16 protein-coding genes and 1 pseudogene are annotated in these 26846 nt (G+C 62.3%); 12 read left to right on the top strand and 5 right to left on the bottom strand.

Features of this window, described 5'->3' with window-relative positions; genetic code table 11:
* Positions 1-79 precede the first annotated feature (79 nt).
* From VM99_26790 to VM99_26775, 4 genes are all read left to right on the top strand, one after another.
* Complete coding sequence (locus tag VM99_26790) at positions 80-1726, top strand: hypothetical protein (protein ID AKK01467.1); 1647 nt, start codon at positions 80-82, stop codon at positions 1724-1726.
* A gap of 18 nt (positions 1727-1744) precedes the next feature.
* Positions 1745-3106 (top strand): hypothetical protein, encoded by a 1362-nt coding sequence (locus VM99_26785; GenBank protein AKK01466.1) that lies wholly within the window; start codon positions 1745-1747, stop codon positions 3104-3106.
* 85 nt (positions 3107-3191) lie between these two features.
* Complete coding sequence (locus VM99_26780) at positions 3192-4274, top strand: glycosyl hydrolase (GenBank protein AKK01465.1); 1083 nt, start codon at positions 3192-3194, stop codon at positions 4272-4274.
* A 57-nt stretch (positions 4275-4331) separates the two neighbouring features.
* Positions 4332-6767 carry an RND transporter gene (locus tag VM99_26775; protein ID AKK01464.1) on the top strand — a complete coding sequence of 812 codons (2436 nt, stop codon included), beginning with the start codon at positions 4332-4334 and terminating at the stop codon, positions 6765-6767.
* Positions 6768-6790: 23 nt separating this feature from the next.
* On the opposite strand, the gene VM99_26770 is transcribed toward VM99_26775, so the two are convergent.
* Positions 6791-7669: a LysR family transcriptional regulator gene (locus VM99_26770; GenBank protein AKK01463.1), complete on the bottom strand. Its 879-nt coding sequence runs from the start codon at positions 7667-7669 to the stop codon at positions 6791-6793.
* A 131-nt stretch (positions 7670-7800) separates the two neighbouring features.
* On the opposite strand from VM99_26770, the gene VM99_26765 reads away from it, so the two are divergent.
* The 3 genes from VM99_26765 to VM99_26755 are packed head-to-tail and all read left to right on the top strand — an operon-like array spanning position 7801 to position 10778.
* The gene (locus VM99_26765) at positions 7801-9093 is read left to right on the top strand and encodes a citrate transporter (GenBank protein ID AKK01462.1); all 1293 of its coding nucleotides are present in this window, start codon (positions 7801-7803) and stop codon (positions 9091-9093) included.
* A complete protein-coding gene (locus VM99_26760) occupies positions 9094-10455 on the top strand; it encodes an ABC transporter substrate-binding protein (protein AKK01461.1) in 1362 nt (453 codons plus the stop codon).
* Complete coding sequence (locus tag VM99_26755; protein AKK01460.1) at positions 10452-10778, top strand: beta-lactamase; 327 nt, start codon at positions 10452-10454, stop codon at positions 10776-10778. The genes VM99_26760 and VM99_26755 overlap by 4 nt, the downstream gene beginning before the upstream one ends.
* Positions 10779-10785: 7 nt before the next feature.
* Here the strand turns inward: VM99_26755 and VM99_26750 are convergent, their stop codons facing one another.
* Together VM99_26750 and VM99_26745 are read right to left on the bottom strand one after the other, a co-directional pair.
* The gene (locus VM99_26750; GenBank protein ID AKK01459.1) at positions 10786-11004 is read right to left on the bottom strand and encodes a hypothetical protein; all 219 of its coding nucleotides are present in this window, start codon (positions 11002-11004) and stop codon (positions 10786-10788) included.
* A gap of 409 nt (positions 11005-11413) precedes the next feature.
* Positions 11414-11737, bottom strand: a complete 324-nt coding sequence (locus VM99_26745; protein AKK01458.1) for a hypothetical protein — start codon at positions 11735-11737, stop codon at positions 11414-11416.
* 709 nt (positions 11738-12446) lie between these two features.
* On the opposite strand from VM99_26745, the gene VM99_26740 reads away from it, so the two are divergent.
* The 3 genes and pseudogenes from VM99_26740 (at position 12447) to VM99_26730 (ending at position 18844) form a co-directional block, all read left to right on the top strand.
* Entirely contained in the window at positions 12447-15680 is a 3234-nt protein-coding gene (locus VM99_26740; GenBank protein AKK01887.1) for a hypothetical protein, read from the top strand.
* Between the two features lie 474 nt (positions 15681-16154).
* Positions 16155-18104 (top strand): hypothetical protein, encoded by a 1950-nt coding sequence (locus tag VM99_26735; GenBank protein AKK01457.1) that lies wholly within the window; start codon positions 16155-16157, stop codon positions 18102-18104.
* Positions 18105-18217: 113 nt separating this feature from the next.
* Positions 18218-18844 (top strand): annotated as a pseudogene (locus VM99_26730) (hypothetical protein).
* 379 nt (positions 18845-19223) lie between these two features.
* Here the strand turns inward: VM99_26730 and VM99_26725 are convergent.
* Complete coding sequence (locus tag VM99_26725; protein ID AKK01886.1) at positions 19224-20915, bottom strand: acetolactate synthase; 1692 nt, start codon at positions 20913-20915, stop codon at positions 19224-19226.
* 361 nt (positions 20916-21276) lie between these two features.
* Here VM99_26725 and VM99_26720 point away from each other — a divergent pair, with 361 nt between their 5' ends.
* Both VM99_26720 and VM99_26715 read left to right on the top strand, forming a co-directional pair.
* The gene (locus VM99_26720) at positions 21277-23385 is read left to right on the top strand and encodes an alcohol dehydrogenase (protein AKK01885.1); all 2109 of its coding nucleotides are present in this window, start codon (positions 21277-21279) and stop codon (positions 23383-23385) included.
* A 65-nt stretch (positions 23386-23450) separates the two neighbouring features.
* Positions 23451-24887 (top strand): aldehyde dehydrogenase, encoded by a 1437-nt coding sequence (locus VM99_26715; protein ID AKK01884.1) that lies wholly within the window; start codon positions 23451-23453, stop codon positions 24885-24887.
* A gap of 74 nt (positions 24888-24961) precedes the next feature.
* On the opposite strand, the gene VM99_26710 is transcribed toward VM99_26715, so the two are convergent.
* Complete coding sequence (locus VM99_26710) at positions 24962-26830, bottom strand: Fis family GAF modulated sigma54 specific transcriptional regulator (protein AKK01883.1); 1869 nt, start codon at positions 26828-26830, stop codon at positions 24962-24964.
* Positions 26831-26846: the final 16 nt, after the last annotated feature.

Genomic DNA, 26846 nt, shown 5'->3' with positions numbered 1-26846 from the left:
GTGTAACCCGCTGCCGCTCGTGTCCCGGGCGACCCGCGTACAGAACAGGCTTCCCACAACAAGAACAATGAGGAACACCATGCACAATTCTCGATGCTATCCGGGCTTTACACGCAACGCTCTGGCCCTGTCGGTGTGTCTGGCCGGTTGGGCCACTCAGTCCCAGGCTGCGCAAATCGACCTCGGTGACAGTGACTGGCGCCTGCGCTGGGACAACACCATCAAGTACAGCCAGGCCTGGCGCTTGCAAGGTGCCGACAACCACCTGACCAATGCGTCGACGGCAGGCGGCCTGTACCCCTCGATCCAGGGCCAGGGCGACAGGAATTTCAGCCGGGGCCTGGTCTCCAACCGCCTGGACCTGTTCAGTGAAATGGACCTGAGCCGGCAGAACTACGGCCTGCGCATCAGCGGCGCGGCCTGGTACGACGATGTCTACAACAAGGACACCGACGACAGCGCCAATCCGCATTTCCTCGACGACACCCGTGAGCTGCACGGGCGTGACGCCGAACTGCTGGACGCCTTCGTGTTTCTGCGCGGCGACGTGGGAGACACCAGCCAGGGCACGGTGCGCCTGGGCCGGCACAGCCTGATCTACGGCGAGAGCCTGTTCTACGGCAGCAACGGCATCGCCGCGGCCCAAGGGCCCACCGACGTGGTCAAGTTGCTCAGCGTGCCGGGGACGCAGTTCAAGGAAATCCTGCGCCCGGTCAATCAAGTGTCCGGGCAATTGCAGATCAACCCACAATTGTCCGTCGGCGCCTACTACCAGTTCGAGTGGGAACGCTCCAACGTCCCGGGTGCGGGCAGTTACCTGAGCGACAACGATGGCATCGGCAAGGGCGCGGGTGACTGGACCGAGGTGTTCGGCAACACCACCGTGCACGCTTCGGACATCGAGGCCAGGAACTCGGGGCAGGGCGGCATGCAGCTGCGCTTCAAGCCTGAAGGCACCGAGCTGGAACTGGGCTTCTACGCCGCGAAGTACCACGACAAGACGCCGAGTGCGCTGTACGCCTACCTCGACGGCGCCGCGGCGGCGGCCACCGGATTGCCGATCCTCAATGCCTATCGCCAGGTCTACGCCGAAGACATCAAGACCGTCGGCGCCAGTTTCTCCACGGCCTATGGCCCGTTCAACTTCGCCGGTGAAACGTCGGTGCGCTGGGACGCGCCGCTGGTCAGCAACCTGCAGGTGGTGACCCCGGGCACTGCGGCGGACAACAGCGGTGACGCGCTCTACGCCAAGGGCAAGACCGCCCACGTCAACCTGTCGACGATCTACCTGCTGTCGCCCGGCACGTTCTGGGACGGCGGATCGGTGCTCGCCGAACTGGCCTGGAACCGCACCCTCAGCGTGACGGACAACCGCGCTGCCCTGGACCCCAACACCACCCGCGACGCCACCGCGCTGCGAGTGCTGGCCGAGCCGGCGTACTTCCAGGTGGCCGACGGCCTCGATTTGAGCGTGCCGGTGGGGTTTGGCGTCGGGCTTGACGGGCGTTCGTCGGCCGTCAGCAAAGGCGGTTTCGGCAACTCCCATGCCGGTGACTGGAGTGTCGGCGTCAAGGCCACGTACCTGCAGCGCTGGGACTTTGGCATCAACTACGTGAACTTCTTCGGCAAGGCCGCGGCGGGTCTGCGCGAAGACGGCAACTTCAGCTATGCGCAATCGCTGGCGGACCGCGACTTCGTTTCCATGTACGTGAAAACCACATTCTAATAAGAGGTTTCATCCGCTATGCAAAGCAAAATTTCCTTGCGTATTTCGGCCCTGGCCATTGCCTTGCTCAGTGCCGGCCTGGTGCAGGCGGCGGTGTCCCCCGAGCAGGCCGCGCGGCTCAACAGTGACCTCACGCCCATGGGCGCCGAGCGTGCAGGCAACAAGGACGGCAGCATTCCGGCGTGGACCGGGGGCTACACCACCGTGCCGGCAGGCTACAAGAACGGCGACAAGCGTGCCGACCCCTTCGCCGCCGACAAGCCATTGTTCTCGGTGACCGCCGCCAACATGGCGCAGTACGCCGACCAGTTGGCCGATGGCACCAAGGCCTTGCTGCAGAAGTATCCGGGCTACCGGCTCGATGTCTATCCGACCCACCGCAGTGCCGCCGCGCCGCAGTGGGTGTACGACAACACGCTGAAGAACGCGACCCGTGCCAGCCTTGAAGTGGAGACCGAAAAAGTCAGCGGCGCCTATGGCGGGATTCCTTTCCCATTGCCGCAGAACGGCGCCGAGGTGCTGTGGAACTACCGCCTGTCCTGGCAGGGCGCCGACACGTTCTACTCGCCGTTCGACACCTGGCTGATGACCGCGGGCGGCAAGAAGATCCAGGCCACTCGGGCGCGGTTCTGGTACCAGAATCCCTACTATTTCAAGGAAGGCAGCCTGGAGACCTTCGGGAGCAAGTTCCTGATCGGCAAACTGGCGACGGAACTGCCGTCCTCCAAGGCCGGCGAAGGCCTGATGACCCATTGGGACATGGACCCGGGCAAGCGTGCCGCCTGGCAGTACCTGGTTGGCCAGCGTCGGGTACGGCGGGCGCCGAACATCGCCTACGACACCCCGGACTTCGTCACCTCGGGCGTCGGCTTCTTCGATGAGGCGTTCATGGTCTTCGGTCCTACCGACCGGCACGACCTGAAGCTGGTGGGCAAGAAAGAGTTGCTGGTGCCCTACAACAACAACCGTGCGGCGGCGGCGAAAAGCGACGACCTGGTCAAGCCGAACTTCCTCAACCCGGACCTGGTGCGCTGGGAGAAACACCGGGTCTGGGTGGTGAGTGCCACGCTCAAGGACGGCAAGCGCCACGTGGTGCCCAAGCGCACCTACTACGTGGATGAGGATTCCTGGCAGGTGCTGCTGGTCGACGGTTACGACGCCCAGGGCAAATTGGGCCGCCACAACTACTCGCTGACCTTGCTGGCACCGGAAATGCCGGCGCTGACGGCCCAGATGTCGTGGGGCAGCTACAACCTGGAAACCGGGGCCTACTTCCTCAACTCGTCGGCCAACGACCTGAACGTGCAGTACCAGAGCTATCCGCGTCCACCAGCGGCGTTCTTCACCCCGGACGCCATGGCCAACGACAGCAGCCGCTGAGCCTTGGGGCAGGGCGCCGAGGCTGCGGCTTCGGCGCTCGCGGGCGGGCAGTTGGATCACTCTTCTTGGGCGGTTGGAGCGGACAATGATCGGTAAATTTTCACTCACGCGCACGCTGCCGGCGGCCCTGCTGCTGGCGGTCATGCTGATGCCGGGCTGGGCGATGGCGACTCCACGGGTTGCGTTGCTCGACCAGGCGGCGCTGCAAAGTGCCAAGGCAGCCCATTCGGTGTTGCTGGCGGTGACCCGGGCCGGTGAACGGTTGGTGGCGGTCGGCGAGCGCGGCATCGTGTTGCTGTCGGATGACTCCGGCGTGAGCTGGCGCCAGGCAAAGGTGCCGGTCAGCGTCAGTCTTACGGCGGTGCAGTTTGTGGATGCGCAGGAAGGTTGGGCCGTGGGCCACATGGGTGTGATCCTGCACAGCACCGACGGCGGCGAATCGTGGACCAAGCAACTGGACGGCGTCGCCGCCGCGCAGTTGGCCCTGGCCCAGGCTCGCGAAGGGGATGATCCCAAGGCGTTGAAGGATGCCGAGCGGCTGGTGGCCGACGGGCCGGACAAGCCTTTTCTCGACCTGTACTTCAGTGACCGGCGCACCGGCTACGCGGTCGGTGCCTATGGCCTGATCCTGCACACCCGTGACGGCGGCAGTCACTGGCAGCCGTGGATGCGGCAGCTGGAAAACCCCGAGGACCTCAACCTGTACGGCATTCGTGCGGCGGGGAGTGCGCTGTTCATCGTCGGCGAGCGCGGGTTGCTGCTGCGTTCACAGGACAACGGGCACAGCTTTCAGGCACTGGAATCACCCTATGAGGGCAGCTTCTTCGGCCTGCAAGGCAGTTCGACGGGAGAGGTGGTGGCCTTCGGTTTGCGTGGCAACGCCTATTGGTCGGGGGACCAAGGCGGCCGCTGGCAACCGATCGACACCGACCTGGAAGTGGCCCTGTCCGCCGCCACCCGATTGGCGGATGGCACTTGGGTCCTGGCCAGCCAGGCCGGCGACGTGCTGCTCAGTCTTGACCCGGGACGTCACTTTCGACGTTCACCGGCCCCGGCCGCGACCTCCATCGCTGGCGTGGTGGCGGCACCGGACGGCAGCCTGGTATGCGTCGGCCTGAACGGTCCGACCCGCCTCGACCATGTCCTTTTTTCTTCGGCGCAACGTTGAGCAACTCGCCAGCGCGCACTGTACCCGCGCCCCCTGTGGCCGTATTCGGAGTCCGATGTGAACGAGCATAATCCTGCCCTCGAACAGCAAGTGGTGATCGCCCGCCTGGAGGATTTCGATCCGCGTTCCGGCAACCTGGGCGAGCGGGCGATCTTCAATCACCGTCCCTGGGTGATCCTGCTCTGCCTGCTGGCGACCCTGGTGCTGGGCTACCAGGCCAGCAAGATCGGCCTCAATGCCAGTTTTGAAAAGACCATCCCGACCTCCCATCCCTACGTCGCCAACTTCCTGGAACAGCGCAGCGAACTGAGTGGCCTCGGCAACTCGGTCCGCATCGCCGTGGCGGTCACCGAGGGCAGCATCTTCGACAAGGACTACCTGGACACCCTGGCCAGGCTCAACGACGAAATCTACCTGCTGCCCGGCGTCGACAAGCCCTACATGAAGTCGCTGTGGACGCCGACCACGCGCTGGACCTCAGTGACCGAAGAAGGGCTGGATGGCGGCACGGTCATCCCCGACACCTACGACGGTTCGCCGGCCAGCCTGGAACAGGTGCGCACTAACGTGGCCCGCTCCGGCGAGATCGGCCAACTGGTGGCCGGCAACTTCCAGTCCAGCGTGATCTTCGTGCCGTTGCTGGAAATCAACCCGGAGACTGGCAAGGCCCTGGACGCAGGCGCGTTCTCGCGGCAACTGGAGGCCTTGCGCGACAAGTACCAGAACGAGCGCATCCAGATCCACATCACTGGCTTCACCAAGATCATCGGTGACCTGGTCGCCGGGTTGCTGCAGGTCATGCTGTTCTTCGTGGTCGCGGTGCTGGTGACCGTGGCCGTGCTCTACTGGTACACCCGTTGCGCCCGCAGCACCGCGCTGGTGGTGCTGTGCTCGCTGGTGGCGGTGCTCTGGCAGATGGGTTTGCTGGCCACGCTCGGTTATGACCTGGACCCTTATTCGGCGCTGGTGCCGTTCCTGGTGTTCGCCATCGGCATGAGCCACGGTGCGCAGAAGATGAACGGCATCATGCAGGACATTGGTCGCGGCACGCACCGGGTGGTCGCTGCGCGCTATACCTTCCGCCGCCTGTTCGCCGCCGGCATGACCGCGCTGCTGTGTGACGCGGTCGGGTTCGCCGTGCTGATGGTGATCAAGATCCGGGTCATCCAGGACCTGGCGATCACCGCCAGCATCGGTGTGGCGGTGCTGATCTTCACCAACCTGATCCTGCTGCCCATCCTGCTCAGCTACATCGGCGTTGGCAGCCAGGCGGCGGCGCGCAGCCTGCGGGCGGAAACCGCCGAGGTGCAGGCGAACGTCAAGCACCCGTTGTGGCGCTTCCTCGACCTGTTCACCCAACGGCCCTGGGCTTATGTAGCCTGCCTGGTAGGCCTGCTGCTGGCGGTCGGCGGGTTCGCGATCAGCCTGCACTTGAAGATCGGCGACCTCGACCCGGGTGCCCCGGAGTTACGTCCCGACTCACGCTACAACCGCGACGCGGCCTTCATGACGCAAAACTACGCGGCCAGTTCGGACATCTTCGTGGTCATGGTCAAAACCCCAGAAGACCAGTGCACCCGCTATTCGACCCTGGCCGCCGTGGACGCCCTGGCCTGGCAACTGGAGCAACTGCCGGGCGTCGAGTCGACCAACTCCATGGCCGCCCTGAGCAAGATCGCCGCCGCCGGCTACAACGAAGGCAACTTCAAGTGGTACGAATTGATTCCCAACGACGGTGCCCTGGGCGCGGTGCAGACGCGGGCGCCACGGGAGCTGTTCAACCAGGGCTGTTCGCTGCTTTCGCTGTACGTCTACCTCGCCGACCACAAGGCCGATACCCTGGAGCGGGTGGTGCAGACCAGCGAAGCCTTCATTGCACAACAGCAACTGCCGCAGGTGAAGTTCATGCTCGCCGCGGGCAGCGCCGGGATCGAGGCCGCGACCAATATCGTGGTCAAGAAAGCCATGCGCGAAATGCTGTTCTGGGTCTATGGCGCGGTCATCCTGCTCTGCTGGGTGACGTTCCGCTCCTGGCGCGCGGTGCTCGCCGCCGTGCTGCCGCTGATGCTCACCTCGATCCTCTGCGAGGCCTTGATGGTGGGCCTGGGCATGGGCGTCAAGGTGGCCACGCTGCCGGTGATCGCCCTGGGGGTGGGCATCGGCGTCGACTACGCCCTCTACGTGCTGAGCGTGATCCTCACGCACATGCGTGCCGGCGCCTCGCTGTCCGAGGCGTATTACCGGGCGCTGCTGTTCACCGGCAAGGTGGTCCTGCTGACGGGCATTACCCTGGCGATCGCCGTGGCGACCTGGGCGTTCTCGCCGATCAAGTTCCAGGCCGACATGGGTATCCTGCTGGCGTTCATGTTCCTGGTGAACATGCTCGGCGCGCTGATCCTGCTGCCGGCGTTGGCGTACTTCCTGTTGCCACAGAGGTTGTTCGCAAAAAAGCCTGAAGCCAGTGGCGCGTTGCAAACGGTGGTGCAGCGGTGAGCCTACGCCTGCATGCCTAGGCTTTAGAAAAACGCCTTGGCCATCGCGATGAACTGCTCGGCGGCCGGCGACAGCGCCTGGCCGGTGCGGGTGATCAGGCCAAGCTGGCGGGTGACGTCCGGGTGGTCCACGGGGATCTTGACCAGTCCCGCCCGGTCATCGTCCGCCGATTCCGGCAGCAGGCTCACCCCCAGGCCCTGGCGCACCAACGCCAGGACCGTCGACATGTAGTTGGCCTCCAGTCCCGGCATGAGTGTCAGGTTGGCGTCGGCGAACAGTTGCTCCACCAACTCGCGCACGCTGCTGTCGCGTCCGGTGAGGATGATCGGTTGGTTCGTCAATTCGCTAGGCTTGATCGTGCGTCGCCGGGCCAACCTGTGACCGGCCGGTACAAACAGGCACAGCCGATCTTCCAACACCGTTTCAAACGCCAACCCATGGTTCGTCCGCGCGCGCACGCCGAGGCCGAAGTCCACTTCGCCGTCGCGCACCAGGGTGTCGATCCGGCGTGCCACGACATCCCGCAAGCGCACCTCGATTCCCGGAAACTGCTCACGAAACTGTTTCAACAACGGCGGCAGCGCACCGGCACACAGCGAGGGCAGGGCGGCGAGGGTGACGACGCCTCGGCGCAGCGCCGCCAGGTCCCGGGAGGTGTTGACGATGTTGTCCAGGTCCAGCAGCAGTTTCTCCATCGGCAGCAGGTTGTTCTGCCCGGCACTGGTCAGGGCCAGGTGACGCGGGCTGCGTTCGAGCAAGGCGACGCCGAGCCAGTCTTCCAATTGTTGGATCTGCACGGTCAGCGCTGAAGGCGAGAGGTTCAGGGCCGCCGCGGCCTTGGCGAAACTGCCGGTTTGCGCCACGGCAAGGAAGGCGCGGATGTGCTGGATCGAGTTCTTCATTTTGTTTTTCCGAATGCAGGTCACCGAACATTTCAATTTACAAAGAATACCGGCAATTCCAATACTCGGGGAAAACAACAACAGCGCATCTCATCGCCACCGCGAACAGAGATGCCGAACAGGACCTCCCCATGCTCGCCATACTCGGTGTCGTCACCATCCTCTGTCTGCTCGCCTGTGTGATGAGCAAACGCCTGTCCCCCCTGGTCGCCCTGATCGCACTGCCGATCATCGCCGCGCTGATCGGCGGTTTCGGCCTGCAAACCAGCGCATTCATCATCACCGGCATCAAGAACGTCGCCCCGGTGGTCGGGATGTTCGTGTTCGCGATTCTGTTCTTCGGCGTCATGACCGACGCCGGCATGCTCGACCCGATCATCGACCGTATCCTCAAGCGTGTCGGCACCCGGCCGACGCGTATCGTCATGGGCACCGCGTTGTTGGCGCTGCTGGTGCACCTGGACGGTTCCGGCGCGGTGACCTTCCTGGTGACCATTCCGGCCATGCTGCCGCTGTATACCCGCCTGGGCATGGACAAGCGCATCCTGGCCTGCGTCACCGCCATGGCCGCCGGGGTCAACTTCCTGCCCTGGACCGGCCCGGTCTTGCGCTCCTCGGCGGCCTTGCATGTGCCGGTGGCCGATCTGTTCCAGCCGCTGATTCCCGTGCAACTCGTCGGTCTGGTCTTCGTCTTTGCCTGCGCCTGGTACCTGGGGCGTCGCGAAGAAAAGCGCCTGGGGCTGGGCGCCGGGGCAACCGTCGAGGTGGTCGCGCAGCGGGTGCTCAGCGAGGCGGAAGTCGCCTTGCGCAAGCCACGCCTGTTCTGGCTCAACCTGGTCCTGACCGTGGTGGTGATGGGCGTGATGATTGCCGGCGTGGTGGATCCGGTGGTGATGTTCATGCTCGGCACGGTCCTGGCGTTGTGCATCAACTACCCGAACGTCGATGCCCAACGCGCCCGCATCGACGCCCATGCGAAAACCGCCCTGACGATGGCGAGCATTCTGCTGGCTGCCGGGGTCTTCACCGGCATCATGCAGGGCAGCGGCATGCTCAAGGCCATGGCTGAGGTGGCGGTGGCGCAGATTCCCGCCGGGCACGGCAAATTGATCCCGATGGTCGTGGGGTTCATCTCCATGCCCCTGAGCCTGCTGTTCGACCCCGATTCCTTCTATTTCGGCGTGATGCCGGTGGTGGCCGAAGTCGGGCGCGCCCTGGGCGTTGATCCATTGCAAGTGGCCCAGGCGTCACTGCTGGGCGTGCACACCACCGGTTTCCCGGTCAGTCCGCTGACCCCAGCGACGTTCCTGCTGGTGGGGCTGTGCAAGATCGAATTGGCCGATCACCAACGCTTCACCATTCCCTTCCTGTTCGCCGCCTCGGTGCTGATGACCGTGACGGCGCTGCTCATTGGAGTCTTTTGAATGAGAACCTTACGCATCGGCTCCGGTGCCGGTTATTCGGGCGATCGTATCGAGCCGGCGATCGAGCTGGCCGAGCACGGCGAGCTGGATTACCTGGTGTTCGAATGCCTGGCCGAGCGCACGATTGCCCTGGCCCAACAAGCGCGGCTTGCTGATCCGCAGGCCGGCTACGATCCGTTGCTCAGTGAGCGGATGCTCCGGGTGCTGCCCTTTGTCGGCCGTGGCACCGAGGGTCGTCGCCGATTGCGGGTGATCACCAACATGGGCGCGGCCAATCCCTTGGACGCGGCCCGGGAAGTACGGCGCATCGCCCGGCAGTTGGGCTTGTCGGGGCTGAAGGTGGTCGCGGTGACCGGCGACGATGTGCTGGCCACCGTGCTGGAAGATTCGAGGCAGACCCTGGATAACGGCCAGACCTTGGCGTCATTGGGCAAGCGCCTGATATCGGCCAACGCGTACCTGGGGGTGGACGGCATCATCGAGGCATTGCAGGCCGACGCCGACGTGGTGATTACCGGTCGGGTGGCCGATCCGTCGTTGTTTCTCGCGCCGCAGGTGTTCGAGTTCGGCTGGGCGGCGGACGATTGGACCCGGTTGGGTCGCGGCACCCTGGTGGGGCATCTGCTCGAATGCGCGGGGCAGCTCAGCGGAGGCTACTTTGCCGATCCGGGGTTCAAGGACGTGCCTAACCTGGCGCGCCTGGGCTTTCCCTTGGCTGAAGTGGACGCGACGGGCCATGCAGTGATCAGCAAGGTCGCAGGTTCAGGTGGGCGCATCGACCCGGCGACCTGCACCGAACAGATGATTTATGAAGTGCACGACCCCGCCGCGTACCTCACCCCCGATGTCAGTGCCGATTTTTCCGGTGTCTCGTTCACGGCGCCCGGGCCGGACCAGGTCGCCGTCCAGGGGGCTGATGGCCAGGCGCGACCCGCCGATCTCAAAGTATCGGTGGGTTACCTCGATGGCTGGATCGGCGAGGGCCAGATCTCCTATGGCGGGCCGGGGGCCCTGGCGCGCGGCCGTTTGGCCCGGGAGGTGGTGCTGGAGCGCTTGAAACTGACCGGCGTGGTCTATGAAGAGATCCGCGCCGAGCTGATCGGGGTCGACGCGCTGCACGGCACCGAGCTGGGCGCACGCTCGGACAGCGAGCCTTGGGAAGTGCGTTTGCGGGTCGCGGCCCGTTGCGCTGACCGCGCCGCGGCCGTGCGCATCGGCAACGAAGTGGAAACCCTCTACACCAATGGGCCTTACGGCGGTGGCGGGGCGAACAAATCGGTGCGTCAGGTGGTGGCGGTGGCTTCGTTGTTACTGCCGCGCGACGCGGTCAGCGTGAAGATTCATTCGGAGGACCTGCAATGAGTCGCCTCAAACTGCGAGACCTGGCCCATTCCCGCACAGGGGACAAGGGCGATACCTCCAATATCTCCGTGATTGCGTTCAACGCCGAAGATTATCCGCGCCTCTGTGAGTGGCTCACGGTGGAGCGCGTTGCCGAGCATTTTGCCGGGCTGCTGGACCCGCAAGGGCCGATGATCCGTCGCTATGAACTGCCCAATGTGCGGGCGCTCAACTTTGTCCTGCCTGGCATCTTGCGGGGTGGGGTTACCCGTTCGCTGGCGCTCGATGCGCATGGGAAGGCACTGGGGGCGGCGTTGCTGGACCTGGAGATGCCGGGCTCCTGAGGAACGATCACGGGTGCGCCTTGACGTCGGTCGAGACGACACGCTCCTGGCCGCTCGCGCCCGACGCAGTGCTCGGCACCCACGACCGCTCGCTGCGGCATTTGAACTTCACGCCTTTGCGCGCCGCCATGTGCCTGGCCGATTCCACGCACATCGCTTTAGTGGCGTAGGTGGGCTCGTGCTTGCGTTCTTCCACGCAGCCTTCGCCGCCGGTGCAGATGGTCATAACCATAACGTAGACGGTCATCATCCTGATATTGCTCCCATCGAAACGATGCGATTGATGCACCTTGCATTGGCCCCGAAAGGCCCAGGCGAGAAGCAATGACAAGCGGATGATGAGCCTTCCCTCAAACCTCCAGCAATGGCACGGCGATGCCTTCCGTCGGAAAAATGTCACTTATTGTCTGCGTTGATGATTTGGTCAAAATCGACGCCATTATGTTGGCGTTTCTGCAAGGCGGAGCGATTAAATGCTATTGAGAAAATCGGGCACGGCTGGTGCTACGCCTATTCGTGACAGTTGAGGTGAAATGGGCGAGCTCCTATCGCATAATTGGCCGCCATACGCAGCATTGAATGCCTTTTGCGCGGAGGGAAACGTATCGTCCAATCAAAAGGGAATTTCACTCGTGTCAGAACCACGCATTCGCCCCCTCGCTCTGTGTATCTTCCATCACCAGGGAAAGATACTGGTCAACCAGTTCTACGACGCCGTTGCACAGCAGACGCTCTTTCGCCCTGTTGGCGGCGGCATTGAGTTCGGTGAAAGAGGGATCGAAGCCATTGCCCGAGAAGTGCAGGAAGAACTGGCGCTTTCGATCAGTGATGTTCGATTGATCGGCACGTTGGAAAGTATCTTCACCTACGCAGGCAAACCAGGGCATGAGATCGTCCAGGTCTTCGATGCAAGGTTCGATGATAAAAGCGTCTATGAACGTCCTTGGCTGGATGGCCATGAAAGCAATGGTGCTCCGTTCAGAGCCAAATGGTGCCTGGGCTCCAGTTTTACCGCGACATCCCCACTGGTACCTGAGGGGCTTTTCGAGCTGCTCAAACAGGCTTCGCTGTTGGATTGAATGACTGATGTGAGGGGGTAAACGTCCTCACAACGTTGCCCTGGCGACTCGAAACTCTGAGTGATCACGCTTTCTACCTGTCACGCTGGAGGCGGAGCGGCTCAGCTACAATGCTGTAGACCGCGCCCAGCCCCCACATACAGCGGTTTGAATATGCAAGCGGACAAGCTGGTGAACGGTTTCGATTCGATATGAGGCGCGGTGCTACGCGTCTACAAAATCGAACGGGAACCGACTCCGGATGTCATGGCTTACATTGCCTCAATGAATCACATTTATTTCAGCCAGTCCGGGAAGAGAACACTTGGCCGGCATTTGGAGACTCAGTTTGTCTACTGTACCGGTTGATTTGGAAGGCGAGGACCGCCTGTTTCATGTGCTCGATGCCAGTGAGCGATTGGCTGCCGCTGGATCGGTAGAGGACGTGGTTGCAGTGCTCCGCGACACCGCACGTGCCGCCGTCGGGGCTGAGGGCATCGCGGTCGTCATTGAGCATGACGGGCGTTGTCATTACGTCGCGGAGGATGCGGTCTCTGCGCTTTGGCAGGGCCAGAGCTTTGCCGCCGACCAGTGTGTTTCAGGGTGGGCGATGCACCATCGCGAGACGGTCGTCATCCGTGACGTGCTACTGGATCCGCGCGTTCCCAAGGACGCTTACGCCGCGACGTTCGTCCGTAGCCTCATCATGGTGCCCATTGGCCGGCCCGTTGCGGTTGCAGCGCTGGGCGCGTACTGGTCGCAGGTTCACACCCCCGATCGCGATACGATCAAGCGGCTGGAAAGCCTGGCGAGCCTGGCGACGATTGCGCTCGAGAACGCGCGCCTCACCCAGGCACGCAATCGTGCGGCGGCGCTTGGGGAGGCACAGAACCGCATTTTGAAACTGTCTGTTGAAGATACCCCCCTCGACGTCGCGCTGGATGCGATCGTTCGCGAGGTCGAGGCGTTGTCCATGTCCCGATTTCTGGGAAGCATCGTGGTTCTCAACGACGATGACCCGAATCTGCGGTATTGCGCAGGTCCCAGTCTTCCCCGCGCCTACAATGACGAGGTAAAAAAACTGATCGCGGGCTTGAGCGGTGGCGCCACCCGTATCTCGCCGTTGCCGAGCGATATCGGCCTTTTACCTGGGGCACTCAACGATCTGCTTTCGGCCAAGTTACAGGCGCTGGCTACCGCTTATGGCCTGCACACGTGCTCCTCATTCCCGATTCTTTCAGCCCAAGGCGCTGTGCTGGGTGTTTTCATGTTGTATCACCCTGAACCACATGAGCCTTTATCGACGGATGTCGAGATCCTCGGCTTCATTGTCCAGACAGTCGGGCTGGTCCTGGACCGTGAGCAAACAAAAGCCAAGATGCGCATTAGCGAGGCGCGCTATCGCCAGATCGTCGAGGGCGCGGAAGACTTCGCAATTATCACGTTCGATGCGCAAGGCACGGTCACGAGCTGGAGCACCGGTGCACAGCGCATCGTCGGCTACGTCGCCGAGGAGGTAGTGGGGCGTAAGGGTGACCTCTTCTATACCGCCCTGGACCAGGCCGAGCGGGTGTTTTACGGCGAACTCCACATCGCCCAGGATCACGGCCGGGCTGTCAACGAGCGCTGGCACGTGCGCAAGGACGGTACGCGTTTCTGGGGTTCGGGGCTGATGATGCCATTGGCCCTGGATCACGGCGGTTTTGTAAAGATCTTCCGCGACCGTACGGTCGAGCATCAAGCGGAAGCGGCGCTGGAGAAGAGCGCGTCGCGACTGCGCTTTTTCGATGAACTCGATGGCCGTCTCTTTCACGTCCACCAGGCCGAAGACGCGATGATCGCCGCGACCGGCTTGCTGGGCGAGAAGCTCAACGTATCGCGCTGCGCTTATGCAGATGTCGATGGCGATCATGACCGTTTCTGGATTCGCAGTGACTACAGCGCGCCCGGCATCGAGAGCTCGGTCGGGACGTACAGCCTCGATGTTTTCGGACCACGGGCTGCTGCCGACATGCGCGCCGGGCGGACCTTGATCATACGTGACGTCGCCGCGGAGCTGACTCACGGCGAAGGGCTGGAGACCTTTCTGTCCATTGGCATTCACGCGATTATTTGCTGCCCGTTGGTCAAGGACGGTCGTCTGACCGCGATGATGGCCGTTCATCAAAATTCGCCCAGGGATTGGTCACAGTCCGAAATATCGTGGGTGAGGGAGGTGGCCGAACGTTGCTGGGCGCACGTGGAGCGGGTAGGCGCCGAAATGCGCTTGCGTGAGAGCGAGGAGCGACTGCGACTGGCCGTCGAGAACGCCGATATCGGCTTCTGGGACGTGGATATCGTTCACAACACGCTGATCTGGCCCGCTCAAACCAAGGCGATGTTCGGCATCTCTGCTGATGTGCCAGTCACGTTGCAGGATTTCTATGACGGCTTGCACCCGGCGGACCGAGAGGCAACGATCGAAGCATTCGCGGCGGCCATCGATCCGCAACGGCGTGCACTCTATGAAGTCGACTACCGCACGATTGGTCGCGAGGATGGCATCGTTCGCTGGGTGGCGGCCAAGGGCCGAGCCGTATTCGATGCGTCCGGCCGCTGCTTGCGCTTCACCGGTACGGCGGTAGATGTCACCCCTCGCAAGGTGGCCGAAGAAGAACTGCGCGAGCTCAACGCCACGCTTGAATTGAGGGTGGCCCATGCCATCGCCGAGCGGGAAGAGGTCCAACAGGCATTGCGTCAAAGTCAGAAAATGGAAGCGATGGGACAGCTCACCGGCGGTGTGGCCCATGACTTTAACAATCTGCTGACCCCGATCGTCGGCACGCTCGACATGCTCCAGCGCAGAGGTGTGGGCGGGGATCGGGAACAGAGGCTGATTGGCGGCGCGCTGCAATCGGCTGATCGCGCAAAAACCCTGGTGCAGAGATTGCTCGCCTTTGCCCGCCGCCAACCACTCCAAGCCGTTCCCGTGGACGTGGCAAAGCTGGTTGGCGAAATGGGTGATCTGGTGGCCAGCACGACCGGGCCACAGATCAAGGTGGTCGTCGAAGCGCCAATGGAACTGCCGGCGGCAATGGCGGACCCGAACCAGCTCGAAATGGCGATTCTCAATCTCTCCGTGAATGCGCGCGATGCGATGCCGGAAGGTGGAACGATGAGGATATCGGCGAGCACCGAGGTGGTGGGTAACGGCCACCGTTCGCATCTTCCTGCAGGTCACTACGTCTGCCTTTCGGTGGCGGACACGGGCATTGGCATGGACGCGACCACACTGGCCCGGGCGGTGGAGCCGTTCTTTTCGACGAAGGGGATCGGAAAGGGCACGGGGCTCGGCCTCTCGATGGTCCATGGCCTGGCATCCCAGCTGAACGGCGCGCTCACGATTCAGAGTTCACCCGGCTTAGGGACAAACGTCGAGCTTTGGCTCCAGCGCAGCATGACCCTGCCGACAGCGGCCTTGCCTTATACCGAGGCCCTGGATCGACAATCGGTGCGAGGCACTGCGCTGCTAGTCGACGATGAGGAACTGGTACGCGCAACGACCTCGTACATGCTGGCAGACCTTGGTTACCACGTCATCGAGGCCGCATCAGGCGAAGAGGCTCTGCAATTGCTGGAGGCGGGGCAACAATTCGACCTCATTGTCACCGACCACCTGATGCCTGGTATCAGCGGCACTGAACTGGCCCGGGCGGTCCGCGTTTCGCGGCCCGGTACTCCGATCCTGCTCGTTTCTGGTTACGCCGAACGCAGAGGACTTGACCCGGATATCCCGCGCCTTAACAAGCCGTTTCGCAAGGATGAGCTGGCGGCAAGCCTGTCCAGGTTGGGTGGCTTGTTCTAGAAGGGCCGTCATATTCGGTACGCCTCGCCAGGATGGAGCAGGGAGGGGCGTTTTTTGCGACGGGATCAATGATGTCGTTGTGCCTGCTTTCCATTCATCAAACGTGCTAGATTTCACTCGGCGGTGCGAGCCAGAGCTCGCGGTCCAGAGCGATTTTCAGCGTTGGCTGGATGGCTGATGGATCTTTATGCCTTCTAAAGTTAAAAGGAACTGACTTTGAGATTTGTATGGCGGGATCCCAGCAGTACACCTGTTTCGCTCACAGCCGAGGCGTTGGTCGATGAAATGGCGCTCCTGCGGGAGCACTTTGATATGGCAACTGCCTCCCGGTTGACCCGACGCCCAAAGCTGAACCGACGAAAATGGAGTTCCCGGGAAGTAAAGTCAGCGCTGGTCGCGGCCTTCCAGGAGAAGTGCGGTTACTGCGAGAAGGACACCGGCCCCTTCGATTTCGAAGTCCATCACCACCGTCCAATGCTCAACGCCAAGAATCGGTTGGGTTATTCGGCCACTCCGAGCCCTGACCATTACGCCTGGTATGCCTATGAATGGGCCAACCTGGTATTGGCCTGTTCCGTGTGTGCGCGCTACAAGAGTTCACAGTTCCCCACGCAACACGAGCGTGTCGCGCCCTTTACCCCGCTGGCGCTGGCCGATCAAGAACGCCCCGTCCTGATTGACCCCTCGAACGACCAGCCTTTTGAGCACCTGGCATTCACCGTCGAAGGGATCTGCCTGGGCAAAAACGACCGCGGCAAGGAAACGATCGACGTCTTGAAGCTCAATCGAAGCGAACTGGTCGGTCGACGTGCCGCCATTTTTTCTGAATGGGTGGTCTTCTTCGAAAAGCTGCGCGGCAAGGACTATGCACTAATCCTCAGCGAGATCGAGAACCGGCTGGATGATCGCCGTGCTCATGTCGGGGCGGTCAGGATTTGGATCAGTGACTCGTTGCTGGCGACCTCAGAGAGGAGCACACCGCCACGCGAGGCTGAGTTTTTCAGTGAGCTGGCAGGTTTCATCAGCCTCTGCAATCCGCCGATGTGGCGCCGGTTCATCGATCACCTCAAGGGTGAACACGTGCCCCGGCGCATGCTGCGGTCGGATCTCGTCGACGCGGTGGGCGAGGTGCAGACGACCAAGTTCGCCCGTATCCGCTCGATCGATGTCAAACACTTCAAAGGGTTCAAACGCTTTACCCTGGATTTTTCCAGTCGGTCCGTGGCCGAGCAGGGCATCGCGCCGGCGGTGGTGCTGCTAGGGGAGAATTCGGTGGGCAAAAGCTCTCTGCTCCAGGCCATTGCCTTGGGCACAATGGGTCGGCATTTGCGCAGCCAGGTCAAGACAGACTTCGATGCCTTTCTTCGAAAGCCGCAAGGCCGCGCAGACCAGGTTTGGCAACAGCTCTCCGGCAACAAAGGCGCGACTCAGGCCAGTATTCGGATCGAATTTGACGACGGCAGCTTCAATGAAGTGCACATCCTGCGGGGTGGCGAGATCCATGACGTGTCTTTCGAGAGTGCGCTGGTGCTTGGTTATGGGGCCCATCGACAGTTCAGCGAACAACCGACGAACTACAAGAACATCAAGCCAGTCTCGAGCATCGTTTCGTTATTCAACAAACAACGCGTGCTACCACATTCGGCCGATTGGCTCGAATCACTTGACGAGAAAATCTTTCCAACGGTGGCCCGAGCACTTCGGGAAATCCTCAACTTGACGGACGAGGACGAGATCATCCGCACGGAGCGCTCCGGGCTGATGATCAGCAAGCACGGCGAAGACATACCACTGTCGAGGTTGAGCGATGGCTACCGATCGTTATTCGCCATGGCGCTGGACATCATCCGCAACATGGTGAAGCGATGGGGTGACCTGGAGAACTCACGGGGCATCGTGTTGATCGACGAAATCGAAATCCATCTGCACCCACGCTGGAAAATGCAGGTAGTCGGCGCCTTGCGTCGTGCGTTGCCGCAGGTCCAGTTCATCTTCACCACCCACGATCCGCTTTGTTTGAGGGGGATGCTCGATGGTGAAGTGCATGTACTGGTCCGCGATGAGGACCGGGCCGTCGTTGAAATGACCGGGTTGCCCGATGTCAGTGCCATGCGGGCCGAGCAACTGTTGACGTCCGAATACTTCGGCCTCGCCAGTACCGCCGAGCCCGAGACTCTTCGGCGTATCGATCGGTTGCTGCTTTCCGAATCCCGTAGCCTTGAGCCACAAGAGCAGTTTTCCGAGCGGCTGGACGCGTTCTCGATGATTGGCGACACCCCGGAACGCCAGGTCGTGAATGAAGCGTTGCGCCGGCACATCGTCGAACAGTTTCACTCCAATCGGCTTGACCGGGCAGAAGTGCGTGAGGAATCGGTCCGCCTGATCCTGGAGACGCTTCGCGAAGCTGGCGAGGCCGGACAATGATTTATGTTAAGCGCGAGGATGTCGACGAGCCCTTATCGCTTGCCGAATTGAACAGCCCGGCGGCCAAGGAGCGTACCCGAGCGGCCGCTTTTTATGCGGCCCGAGCCACTCAGCCGGCGCCTCCGAAAACGAATGCCAAAGCCAAGGGGAAGACGGCCAAACCAGCTAAAAAAACCAAGAAATTCAACTTCAAGGCCTATGGGGCAAAAGACGTAAGGCAGGCGTTGAATACGCTGTTCCATAAAAAATGTGCCTATTGCGAATCCAGTTACAAAGCGGTGGGCCCCGTCCAGGTCGAACACTTTCGGCCCAAGAACCGGGTGATCGACCATCCTGGCCATACGGGCTACTGGTGGCTGGCGTCCGATTGGACCAATCTGCTGCCCAGCTGTATCCACTGCAATAGTTCCGAGTACCATGAAGTTCAAACCTTCACGGCTGAACAGCCCTACACGCAAAAAATGCAGGGGAGCGCCTATAAGCTCGGCAAATATGATGCCTTCCCGATTCGTGGGCAGCGTGCCATGGCTAAAGGCGATGATCTGAAGGCCGAGGATGCCTGCCTCATCGACCCCACTCAACGCAACCCGGATATGCACCTGCAATGGATCGTCGAACGGGGCCTGAGTCTGATTGCTCCGCTGAAAGTGGGGAATGACTGGGACCCTTACGGACTTGCCACCTATCAAATATTTGGCTTGAACCGAGTGTACCTGGTGGAGGCGCGCACCGAGCTGATGCTGGAGGTTCAGAACCAGTTGATGAAGGCGGAAAACGCGCTCAGGAAAGCAGCCCCAATGGATCACAGGGAACCATTCTTCCAACACCTGCGCAATGAAGCCAAGACCATTTTCGCTGAACTGCAAGCCCGGGCTGCACCCTCGAAACCCTACTCGGCCATGGTCAAGAAGCTGGTCACTGATAATCGCGACCGGATGATCGCCGAGTTCGAAGCCGCGGTGCTTGGGGCATCTCGCAGCTCCCATCCCCCAGGGAAATCGACTCACTTTTGGGATAGCTGAGGGCCGTAAGGGCTTCACCAATAAAGGTCGGGGTGCGCCGCCTGCCGCTTGATGTCGTTTTCTTCAGCGGTGGATTCGCTTCGAGGTTGGGCAATCTTCAGGCCATGATCGGCAATTCAATGAGGTTCGGGACGCCTGAACGAATGCCTTCTTCCACCGCGCCGGCAATATCGCTGGCGCGCTCGATCCTGCGCGAAGCGATCCCCAGGGAGGAGGCGAGGGCCAGGAAATCGATCGCCGGATCGCGCAGGTCCATGCCGATGAACTGGTCAGTGCTCGCATTCAGGTAGTGCGCCTGGCCACGAGCGTAGTTCTTCAAAATGTTGTATTCGCCGTTGTTCATCACAACGAACGTGACCGGCAGCCGTTCATGCGCCGCCGTCCAGAGTGCCTGCGGTGAGTACATGGCAGAGCCATCACCGACCAGACAAACGACCGGGGTTCGGTCCAGGCCAAGCGATGTTCCGACAGCCGCCGGCATGCCCCAGCCGAGGATGGCGCTGCGGGTAAAAAGATATTGGCGGGCCGAATGGGAATCCAGGCAGGCGCGGACATGGGGAATCGTGGCGGGGGCTTCGTCGACAATCCAGACGTCTGGCCCGATGGCCCGGACGGCCTCGTGGGCAGCCACGAAAGGTGTTGTCACCGGCGCGCTGAATTCGCGACTGAAGCGAGCGGCGACGTCGGCGCGACGTGCATCGCGTGCTTGGCTCGCGACGTGTCGCAGCGTCGCGATGGTCTCCCGGTGTGGGGCCAATCGCTTGTCCAGTATCGGCAACAGCGTTTGCAAGGAAAGTCTTACATCGCCGATCAGCCCTAGCGCGGTCTCGTGGACTCTGCCCAGTTGGTGTCCATCGCTGGTCAATTGGATAAGGCGACAGTGAGAAGGGATAGCGGGGCCCTGGGAGTATTGATAGCTGATCAGCGAATGGCCGCCGAGCAGGAAGACCGCGTCGAAGTCGGAGAACGTCTCCCTGATGTCGGAAGCTTTTGCAGGCAGCGTTCCCCGCCACTGCGGATGGGCCGTCGGGAACGGAATATGCCCGGGCCAGGAAGGCCCGTAGACCGGTGCGCCGAGTGCCTCGGCAAGCCTCACGGCTTCAACTTCCGCGCGCGACTGGATCACTTCTTCTCCAACGAGAATCGCCAGGCGACCGGGGGTGATGTTCGCCAGGGCAGCGGCCAATTCCTCAATCGCCCCGGTCACGGCACCGCGCTCGATTCGCGATGGCGGGCCGACCGTGACATCCGTGTGTTGCTCCATCACGTCAATCGGCAGGGAAAGGAAAACCGGGCCGGCCGGCCCCGTGCGACAGTCCTGAAACGCACGGCGCAGCAGCATCGGAATATGTTCGGGATGATGAATTTCCTCCGCCCATTTGACGCTCGGTCGGGCGAGAGCGACGAGGTCTCCGTGGAGCAGCGGGTCGGTCACGCCATGTCGCGTGTCTTGTTGACCGGCGGTGATGACAAGCGGGGTGTTCGCCATCCTGGCGTTGAGCATGGCGCCCATGGCATTGCCCAGTCCACCGGCCGTATGGAGGTTGACGAAGGCGGGGCGACCGGATGCCTGCGCATAACCGTCGGCCATCGCGACGACTGAGGCCTCCTGCAGGCCGAGGATGTATTGGAGGTCCGGGGCGCCTGAGAGGGCGTCGAGCAAAGCCAGCTCGGTTGTTCCCGGATTGCCGAAGACGTAGCGCACACCTTCGCTGCGAAGCACTTCTACGAACAGGTCTGCGCCGCGTTGCCCGCGGCGGTTGAGAAAGACATCGGACTCTAAAGGCATGACGCAGAACCTCATCAGGTCTGGAGGCGCTAATTTAGCGGGTTCCTGTGGCGACTGTCGTGGGGCGATCGGATTTTAACCACATTCCTATTAATAAAACCCAAGTGTGCCAAGGGTGGGACAGATGCCCCATGGGTGCGACACCTGTCGCAGGTTGACGCAGTCAGCGATCCGGCTTGCAAGCCTTGTAGGGCGTGGCTTGCAGGTCTTTGGCGAAGGCTGGCACAGGGGTTGCTCTTGTCCCCCTGCGCAGCGCAATGGCTTCGCTACTAATAAGAATCAGGAGTTCCCCATGACACAGTTTGGTCTCGCCGTGCCTCCCGCCCCCCGAACCGCGCCCATCGGCGCTCCGCTCAAGAGCCTGTTCGTCGCGTTAGCTCTGAACCTGAGCGTCATGCCGGCCTGGGCGCAGGACATGCCGGCCAATGTCGATGGCAAGCGGATCATTGCCGCCAACCAGGAACCCGGTAACTGGATGAGCACCGGTCGTACCTACGATGAGCAACGCTACAGCCCGCTCAACAAGATCAGCGACCAGAACGTCAGCCAGCTCGGCCTGGCGTGGAGCTACAAGTTGGATCTTGACCGTGGTGTCGAAGCCACGCCCATCGTGGTCGACGGCGTGATGTACACCACCGGGCCGTTTTCGGTGGTGTACGCCCTGGATGCACGCAATGGCAAGCTGATCTGGAAGTATGACCCACAGTCCGACCGCAACCGCGCCGGTGAGGCTTGCTGTGATGCGGTCAACCGCGGTGTTGCGGTGTGGAAGGGCAAGGTCTACGTGGGCGTGCTCGACGGGCGCCTGGAAGCCATTGATGCGAGGACCGGCCAGCGCGCCTGGTCGGTGGACACCCGGGCCGATCACTCGCGCAGCTACACCATCACGGGTGCCCCTCGGGTGGTCAACGGCAAGGTGGTGATTGGCAACGGCGGCGCTGAATTCGGCGTGCGTGGCTACGTCACCGCCTACGATGCAGAAACCGGCAAGCAGGCCTGGCGCTTCTATACCGTACCGGGCGACCCCAAGCTGCCGCCGGAAGACAAGGCCATGGCCATCGCCGCCAAGACCTGGCACGGCGACGCGTTCGTCGAGCAGGGTGGCGGCGGCACCGCCTGGGACTCTTTTGCCTTCGATCCTGAGCTGAACCTGTTGTACATCGGCGTGGGCAATGGTTCGTTGTGGGACCCGAAATGGCGCAGCCAGGCCAAGGGTGACAACCTGTTCCTGTCCTCGATCGTCGCGGTCAATGCCGACACGGGAGAATACGTCTGGCACTACCAGACCACGCCGGGAGATGCCTGGGACTACACCGCCACCCAGCACATGATCCTGGCGGAACTGCCGATCAATGGAAAACCGCGCAAGGTGTTGATGCAAGCGCCCAAGAACGGTTTCTTCTATGTGATCGACCGCGCCACGGGGGAGCTGTTGTCGGCCAAGGGCATCGTGCCGCAGAGCTGGACCAAGGGCATGGACATGAAGACGGGCCGGCCCATCGTCGATGACGAGAACGCCGCCTACTGGAAGGACGGCAAGCGCAAACTGGTGACGCCTGCGTTCTGGGGCGCCCATGACTGGCAGCCGATGTCGTTCAACCCGAACACGGGGCTGGTGTACATCCCGGCGCACATCATGTCCGCCTATTACGAGCACATCCCCGAGGCGCCGAAGCGCAATCCATTCAAGAGCATGTACCAGTTGGGCCTGCGCACCGGGATGATGCCGGAGAACGCTGACGGGCTGCTGGAAATGGCCAAGGGCTGGTCTGGCAAGCTGATCGCCTGGGACCCGGTCAAGCAGCAGCCGGCCTGGGAAGTGCCCTATGTGACGATCTTCAACGGCGGCACCTTGAGCACTGCCGGCAACCTGGTGTTCGAGGGCAGCGCCGATGGCCGGGTAATAGCCTATGCCGCCGATACCGGCAAGAAGCTGTGGGAACAACCGGCGGCCAGCGGCGTCATGGCCGCGCCGATTACCTACAGTGTCGACGGTGAGCAATACGTCACCTTCATGGCCGGCTGGGGCGGAGCCTTCTCGACCTTTGCCGGTGCCTTGTCCCTGCGCGCCGGGGTCCGTCCGTTTTCCCAGGTATTGACCTACAAACTGGGTGGCACCGCGAAACTCAACGAACCGGCACCGCTTGCCGAGACCCCTAAGCCGCCGCCGTTGACCGGTGACACCGTCGCGGTGGACGCGGGTGGCAAGCTCTATGACGGCTACTGCTCGCAGTGCCATGGCATTCATGCGGTCAGCGGTGGCGTGCTGCCGGACCTGCGCAAGCTGACGCCGGAAAAACACCAGATGTTCCTCGGCATTCTCTACGGCGGCCGGGTGCCTGACGGCATGCCGTCCTTTGCCGACGCCTTCACGCCGGAGCAGGTGGAGCAGATCCACCAATACCTGATCAAGCGCGCCCACGACCTGCAGCAGGAAGGCGGCGTCTGGAAGACCTTCAGCGCCCAATGAATACCCGTGATGCAGGGGCGGGGCGCCGCTGCATCGTTTTCGACACTGTCCGCGAGAGCAAGCACATGACCGAAATCATCCATTACCAGAACTTCATCGCCAATGCCTTCGTTCCCAGCGACCCCAGCATCGAAGTGCGCAACCCGGCCAACAATCAACTACTGGCACGCGTGCCCGAAGCCAGCGGCGAGCAGGTTGAAGCGGCCATTGCCGCGGCGCGCCACGCGCAGAAAAATTGGGCGGCCCGTCCGGCCATCGAGCGCGCAGGTTACCTGCGCAAGATCGCCAGCAAAGTGCGCGACAACGCCGAACGACTTGCCCACCTCATCACTGCCGAACAAGGCAAAGTGCTGGGACTGGCGCGGGTGGAGGTGAACTTCACCGCCGATTACCTGGATTACATGGCCGAATGGGCACGGCGTCTTGAAGGGGAGGTGCTGACCAGCGACCGTGTCGGCGAAAACATCTTCCTGCTGCGCAAGCCCTTGGGCGTAGTGGCCGGCATTCTGCCGTGGAATTTCCCGTTCTTCCTGATCGCTCGCAAGATGGCGCCCGCGCTGGTGACCGGCAACACCATCGTGATCAAACCCAGCGAAGAAACCCCCATCAACTGCTTCGAGTTTGCCCGCCTGGTGGCCGAAACCGACCTGCCGCCCGGGGTATTCAATGTGGTCAGCGGTACGGGAGCGACGGTCGGGCAACGCCTGACCCGTCACGCCGGCGTCGACCTGATCAGCTTCACCGGCAGCGTCGATACGGGCTCGCGGATCATGGCCGCGGCGGCGCCGAACATCACCAAGCTCAACCTGGAGCTGGGTGGCAAGGCGCCGGCCATTGTGCTCGCGGACGCCGACCTGGAACTGGCGGTCAAGGCCGTCACTGCGTCGCGGGTGATCAACACCGGACAAGTGTGCAATTGCGCCGAGCGGGTGTACGTCGAACGCAAGGTCGCCGATCAGTTCATCGAGCAGATGGCCGCGTCGATGGCCGCGACCCGGTACGGCGACCCGCTGGCTGAAGACGACCTGGACATGGGGCCGCTGATCAACCAGGCCGCGCTGGACAAAGTCGCGCAGATGGTCAGGACCGCCACAGGGCAGGGCGCTGAAGTGGTCACGGGCGGGGCGGTGGCGGACAAGGGCGCGGGCTTTCATTATCAGCCAACGGTGTTGGCTGGCTGTGGCAGCGACATGGCGATCATGCGCCAGGAAATCTTCGGCCCGGTGTTGCCGATCCAGATCGTGGAGGACCTGGACGAAGCCATCGCCCTGGCCAATGACAGCGAGTACGGCCTGACATCCTCGGTCTACACCCGTAGCCTGAGCGCGGCCATGCGCGCCAGCAATGAGTTGGATTTCGGCGAGACCTACATCAATCGCGAGAACTTTGAAGCGATGCAGGGCTTCCATGCGGGGGCGCGCAAATCCGGCATTGGCGGCGCGGACGGCAAACACGGCTTGTATGAGTACACCCACACCCACGTGGTCTACATTCAGATCTGATCCATAGTCTGCCCCTGGAAAATGCCGACGCCTGCAACGGGCGCCGGCATTTTCATTGGCCGCGGGACCCGCTGTCAGGGCAGGTCGTTGGGCGCGACAAGACCGTGCTTTTTCATCTTGCGATACAGCGTCGAGCGCGAGATGCCCAGGTCCGTCGCGGCGGCGCTGATGTTCCAGCGATGCCGGCGCAGAGTACCGAGCAAGTGGCGGGACTCCTCACCGTCCAGTTGCGCCTCCAGGTGGTTGGCCTGCGCGACGGCGCTGATTGACGGCGACGGCTTTTGCGGCGCCAGCAATTCACAGGGCAAGCACTCCCGATCAATCACGCCGCCTTCGGCCAGGGCGACTGCGTAGCGCAGGCTATTGAGCAACTGACGAATGTTGCCGGGCCAGGCGTAATCAAGCAGGCATTGGCGGGCATCGGCGTCAAGCTGTAACCCTTGGGCGCCGGGCTGGGCTGCGAGCAGCGTATCGATCAGTTCGGCTCGGTCACTGCGCTCGCGCAGGGCCGGCAGTGCCAGGTTCATGCCGGCCAGGCGGTAGAACAGGTCTTCGCGAAAGTGTTTGTCGCGGATCATCGCATGCAGATCCTGGTGAGTGGCCGAGATCACCTGAACATCCAGCGTCACCGGCGCCTCGGCCCCCAGCGGCGAAATTTCTCGCTCCGCCAGCACCCGCAGCAAGCGGGTTTGCAAATGGGCAGGCATGTCGCCGATCTCATCGAGAAACAACGTCCCGCCGTTGGCTTGTTCCAGCTTGCCTTTCATGCCTTTTCGGTTAGCGCCCGTGAAGCTGCCGGCGCGATAGCCGAACAGCTCGCTCTCGATCAGCGTCTCGGGGATCGCCGCGCAGTTCAACGCCACGAAAGGCCCGGCGCGGCGATGGCTTGCATGGTGGATCGCACGGGCAAACGCCTCCTTGCCGGTGCCGGTTTCACCGGTGATCAGGATCGGTATGCCCTTGTCGATCACCTTGCGCACGCGCTGGGTGTTTTGCTGCAGCCGGGCATCCAGGCCGGCGAGTTGCTGAAGATCCGGGTGAGCCCGAAGAGCAGGGCGGGCGACGGGGAGCGGGCGGTGCCGTTCAGAGGGGATACGCAGGCCGACGTCCAGCAGGGATTCGTGCCGAGGGCCCCGCAGACGCACGCCACGGGCGCCGCCGTTGGTGAGCTGGAGCAGCTCATCCACGGTGATCGAGAGCAGGCGCTCGATGGAGGCACCGATCAATGTTGGTGTGTCGGTCGCGTCCAGGGCGATAAACGCGGCCCGGTTGGCCCCAATGACGCGCCCGCTTTCATCCAGGGCGAGCAATTGTTCATTGCCCAGGTCGGCGATCTCATCGATGGGTACGAGAGACAGGGTCAAACGGTCGCGGTAGCTCTGGCGAAAGTGTGCATTCTCGATCATGCGCGCGTACATGATCACCAGTTGCAAGGTGAGGTATTGGCTTTCCCGAGGACCGTCGCTGTTCATGCAGGTCGCATTCAGGCAACCGCGCAACAGGCCCTGGGCATCAAAGATGGGCGCTACCGAGCAACTCAGGCGGGAATTGGCCGCCAGGAAATGCTCGTCACGGTGGATGATCAATGGCTGCGTCGCTGCCAGCGTGGTACCGATGCCGTTGGTGCCCACCACTGATTCGTCCCATCTCGCCCCCACCACCAAGCCTGATTGGGTGTAGGCATCGTGCTGGCTAGGCAATCGAGAATCTAGGGTAATGCCGTATTCGTCGCTCAACAGCACCGCAAAGCCGGCCGGCACCACGCGCCGCGCCAGTCCGCTGACGCCCTGGCTGGCGATGGCCAGGTATTGCTGATGGTGTTGCTGATGGCGACGGATGTCCTCGGCGCTGAGGATGTTCTTGCGGCTTGCCGCGCCAGGGTCGAGGCGGTGCTCAACGACGCTGCGGTACCAGGACTGGGCGATGACGCCGTCCGGCCGGATCCCGCGCCCCGAAAAG

The organism is Pseudomonas chlororaphis, assembly GCA_001023535.1.
GTDB lineage: Bacteria > Pseudomonadota > Gammaproteobacteria > Pseudomonadales > Pseudomonadaceae > Aquipseudomonas > Aquipseudomonas chlororaphis_E.
This window is presented reverse-complemented; position numbering and strand designations above follow the sequence as displayed.

Coding starts and splice junctions, on each gene's coding strand:
- VM99_26745 (AKK01458.1), bottom strand. CDS start 11,737: ATGGCCATCCAGCCAAGGACGTTCATAGACGCTTTTATCATCGAACCT.
- VM99_26790 (AKK01467.1), top strand. CDS start 80: ATGCACAATTCTCGATGCTATCCGGGCTTTACACGCAACGCTCTGGCC.
- VM99_26735 (AKK01457.1), top strand. CDS start 16,155: ATGCTCAACGCCAAGAATCGGTTGGGTTATTCGGCCACTCCGAGCCCT.
- VM99_26715 (AKK01884.1), top strand. CDS start 23,451: ATGACCGAAATCATCCATTACCAGAACTTCATCGCCAATGCCTTCGTT.
- VM99_26785 (AKK01466.1), top strand. CDS start 1,745: ATGCAAAGCAAAATTTCCTTGCGTATTTCGGCCCTGGCCATTGCCTTG.
- VM99_26725 (AKK01886.1), bottom strand. CDS start 20,915: ATGCCTTTAGAGTCCGATGTCTTTCTCAACCGCCGCGGGCAACGCGGC.
- VM99_26750 (AKK01459.1), bottom strand. CDS start 11,004: ATGACCATCTGCACCGGCGGCGAAGGCTGCGTGGAAGAACGCAAGCAC.
- VM99_26770 (AKK01463.1), bottom strand. CDS start 7,669: ATGAAGAACTCGATCCAGCACATCCGCGCCTTCCTTGCCGTGGCGCAA.
- VM99_26765 (AKK01462.1), top strand. CDS start 7,801: ATGCTCGCCATACTCGGTGTCGTCACCATCCTCTGTCTGCTCGCCTGT.
- VM99_26780 (AKK01465.1), top strand. CDS start 3,192: ATGATCGGTAAATTTTCACTCACGCGCACGCTGCCGGCGGCCCTGCTG.
- VM99_26740 (AKK01887.1), top strand. CDS start 12,447: ATGCACCATCGCGAGACGGTCGTCATCCGTGACGTGCTACTGGATCCG.
- VM99_26755 (AKK01460.1), top strand. CDS start 10,452: ATGAGTCGCCTCAAACTGCGAGACCTGGCCCATTCCCGCACAGGGGAC.
- VM99_26760 (AKK01461.1), top strand. CDS start 9,094: ATGAGAACCTTACGCATCGGCTCCGGTGCCGGTTATTCGGGCGATCGT.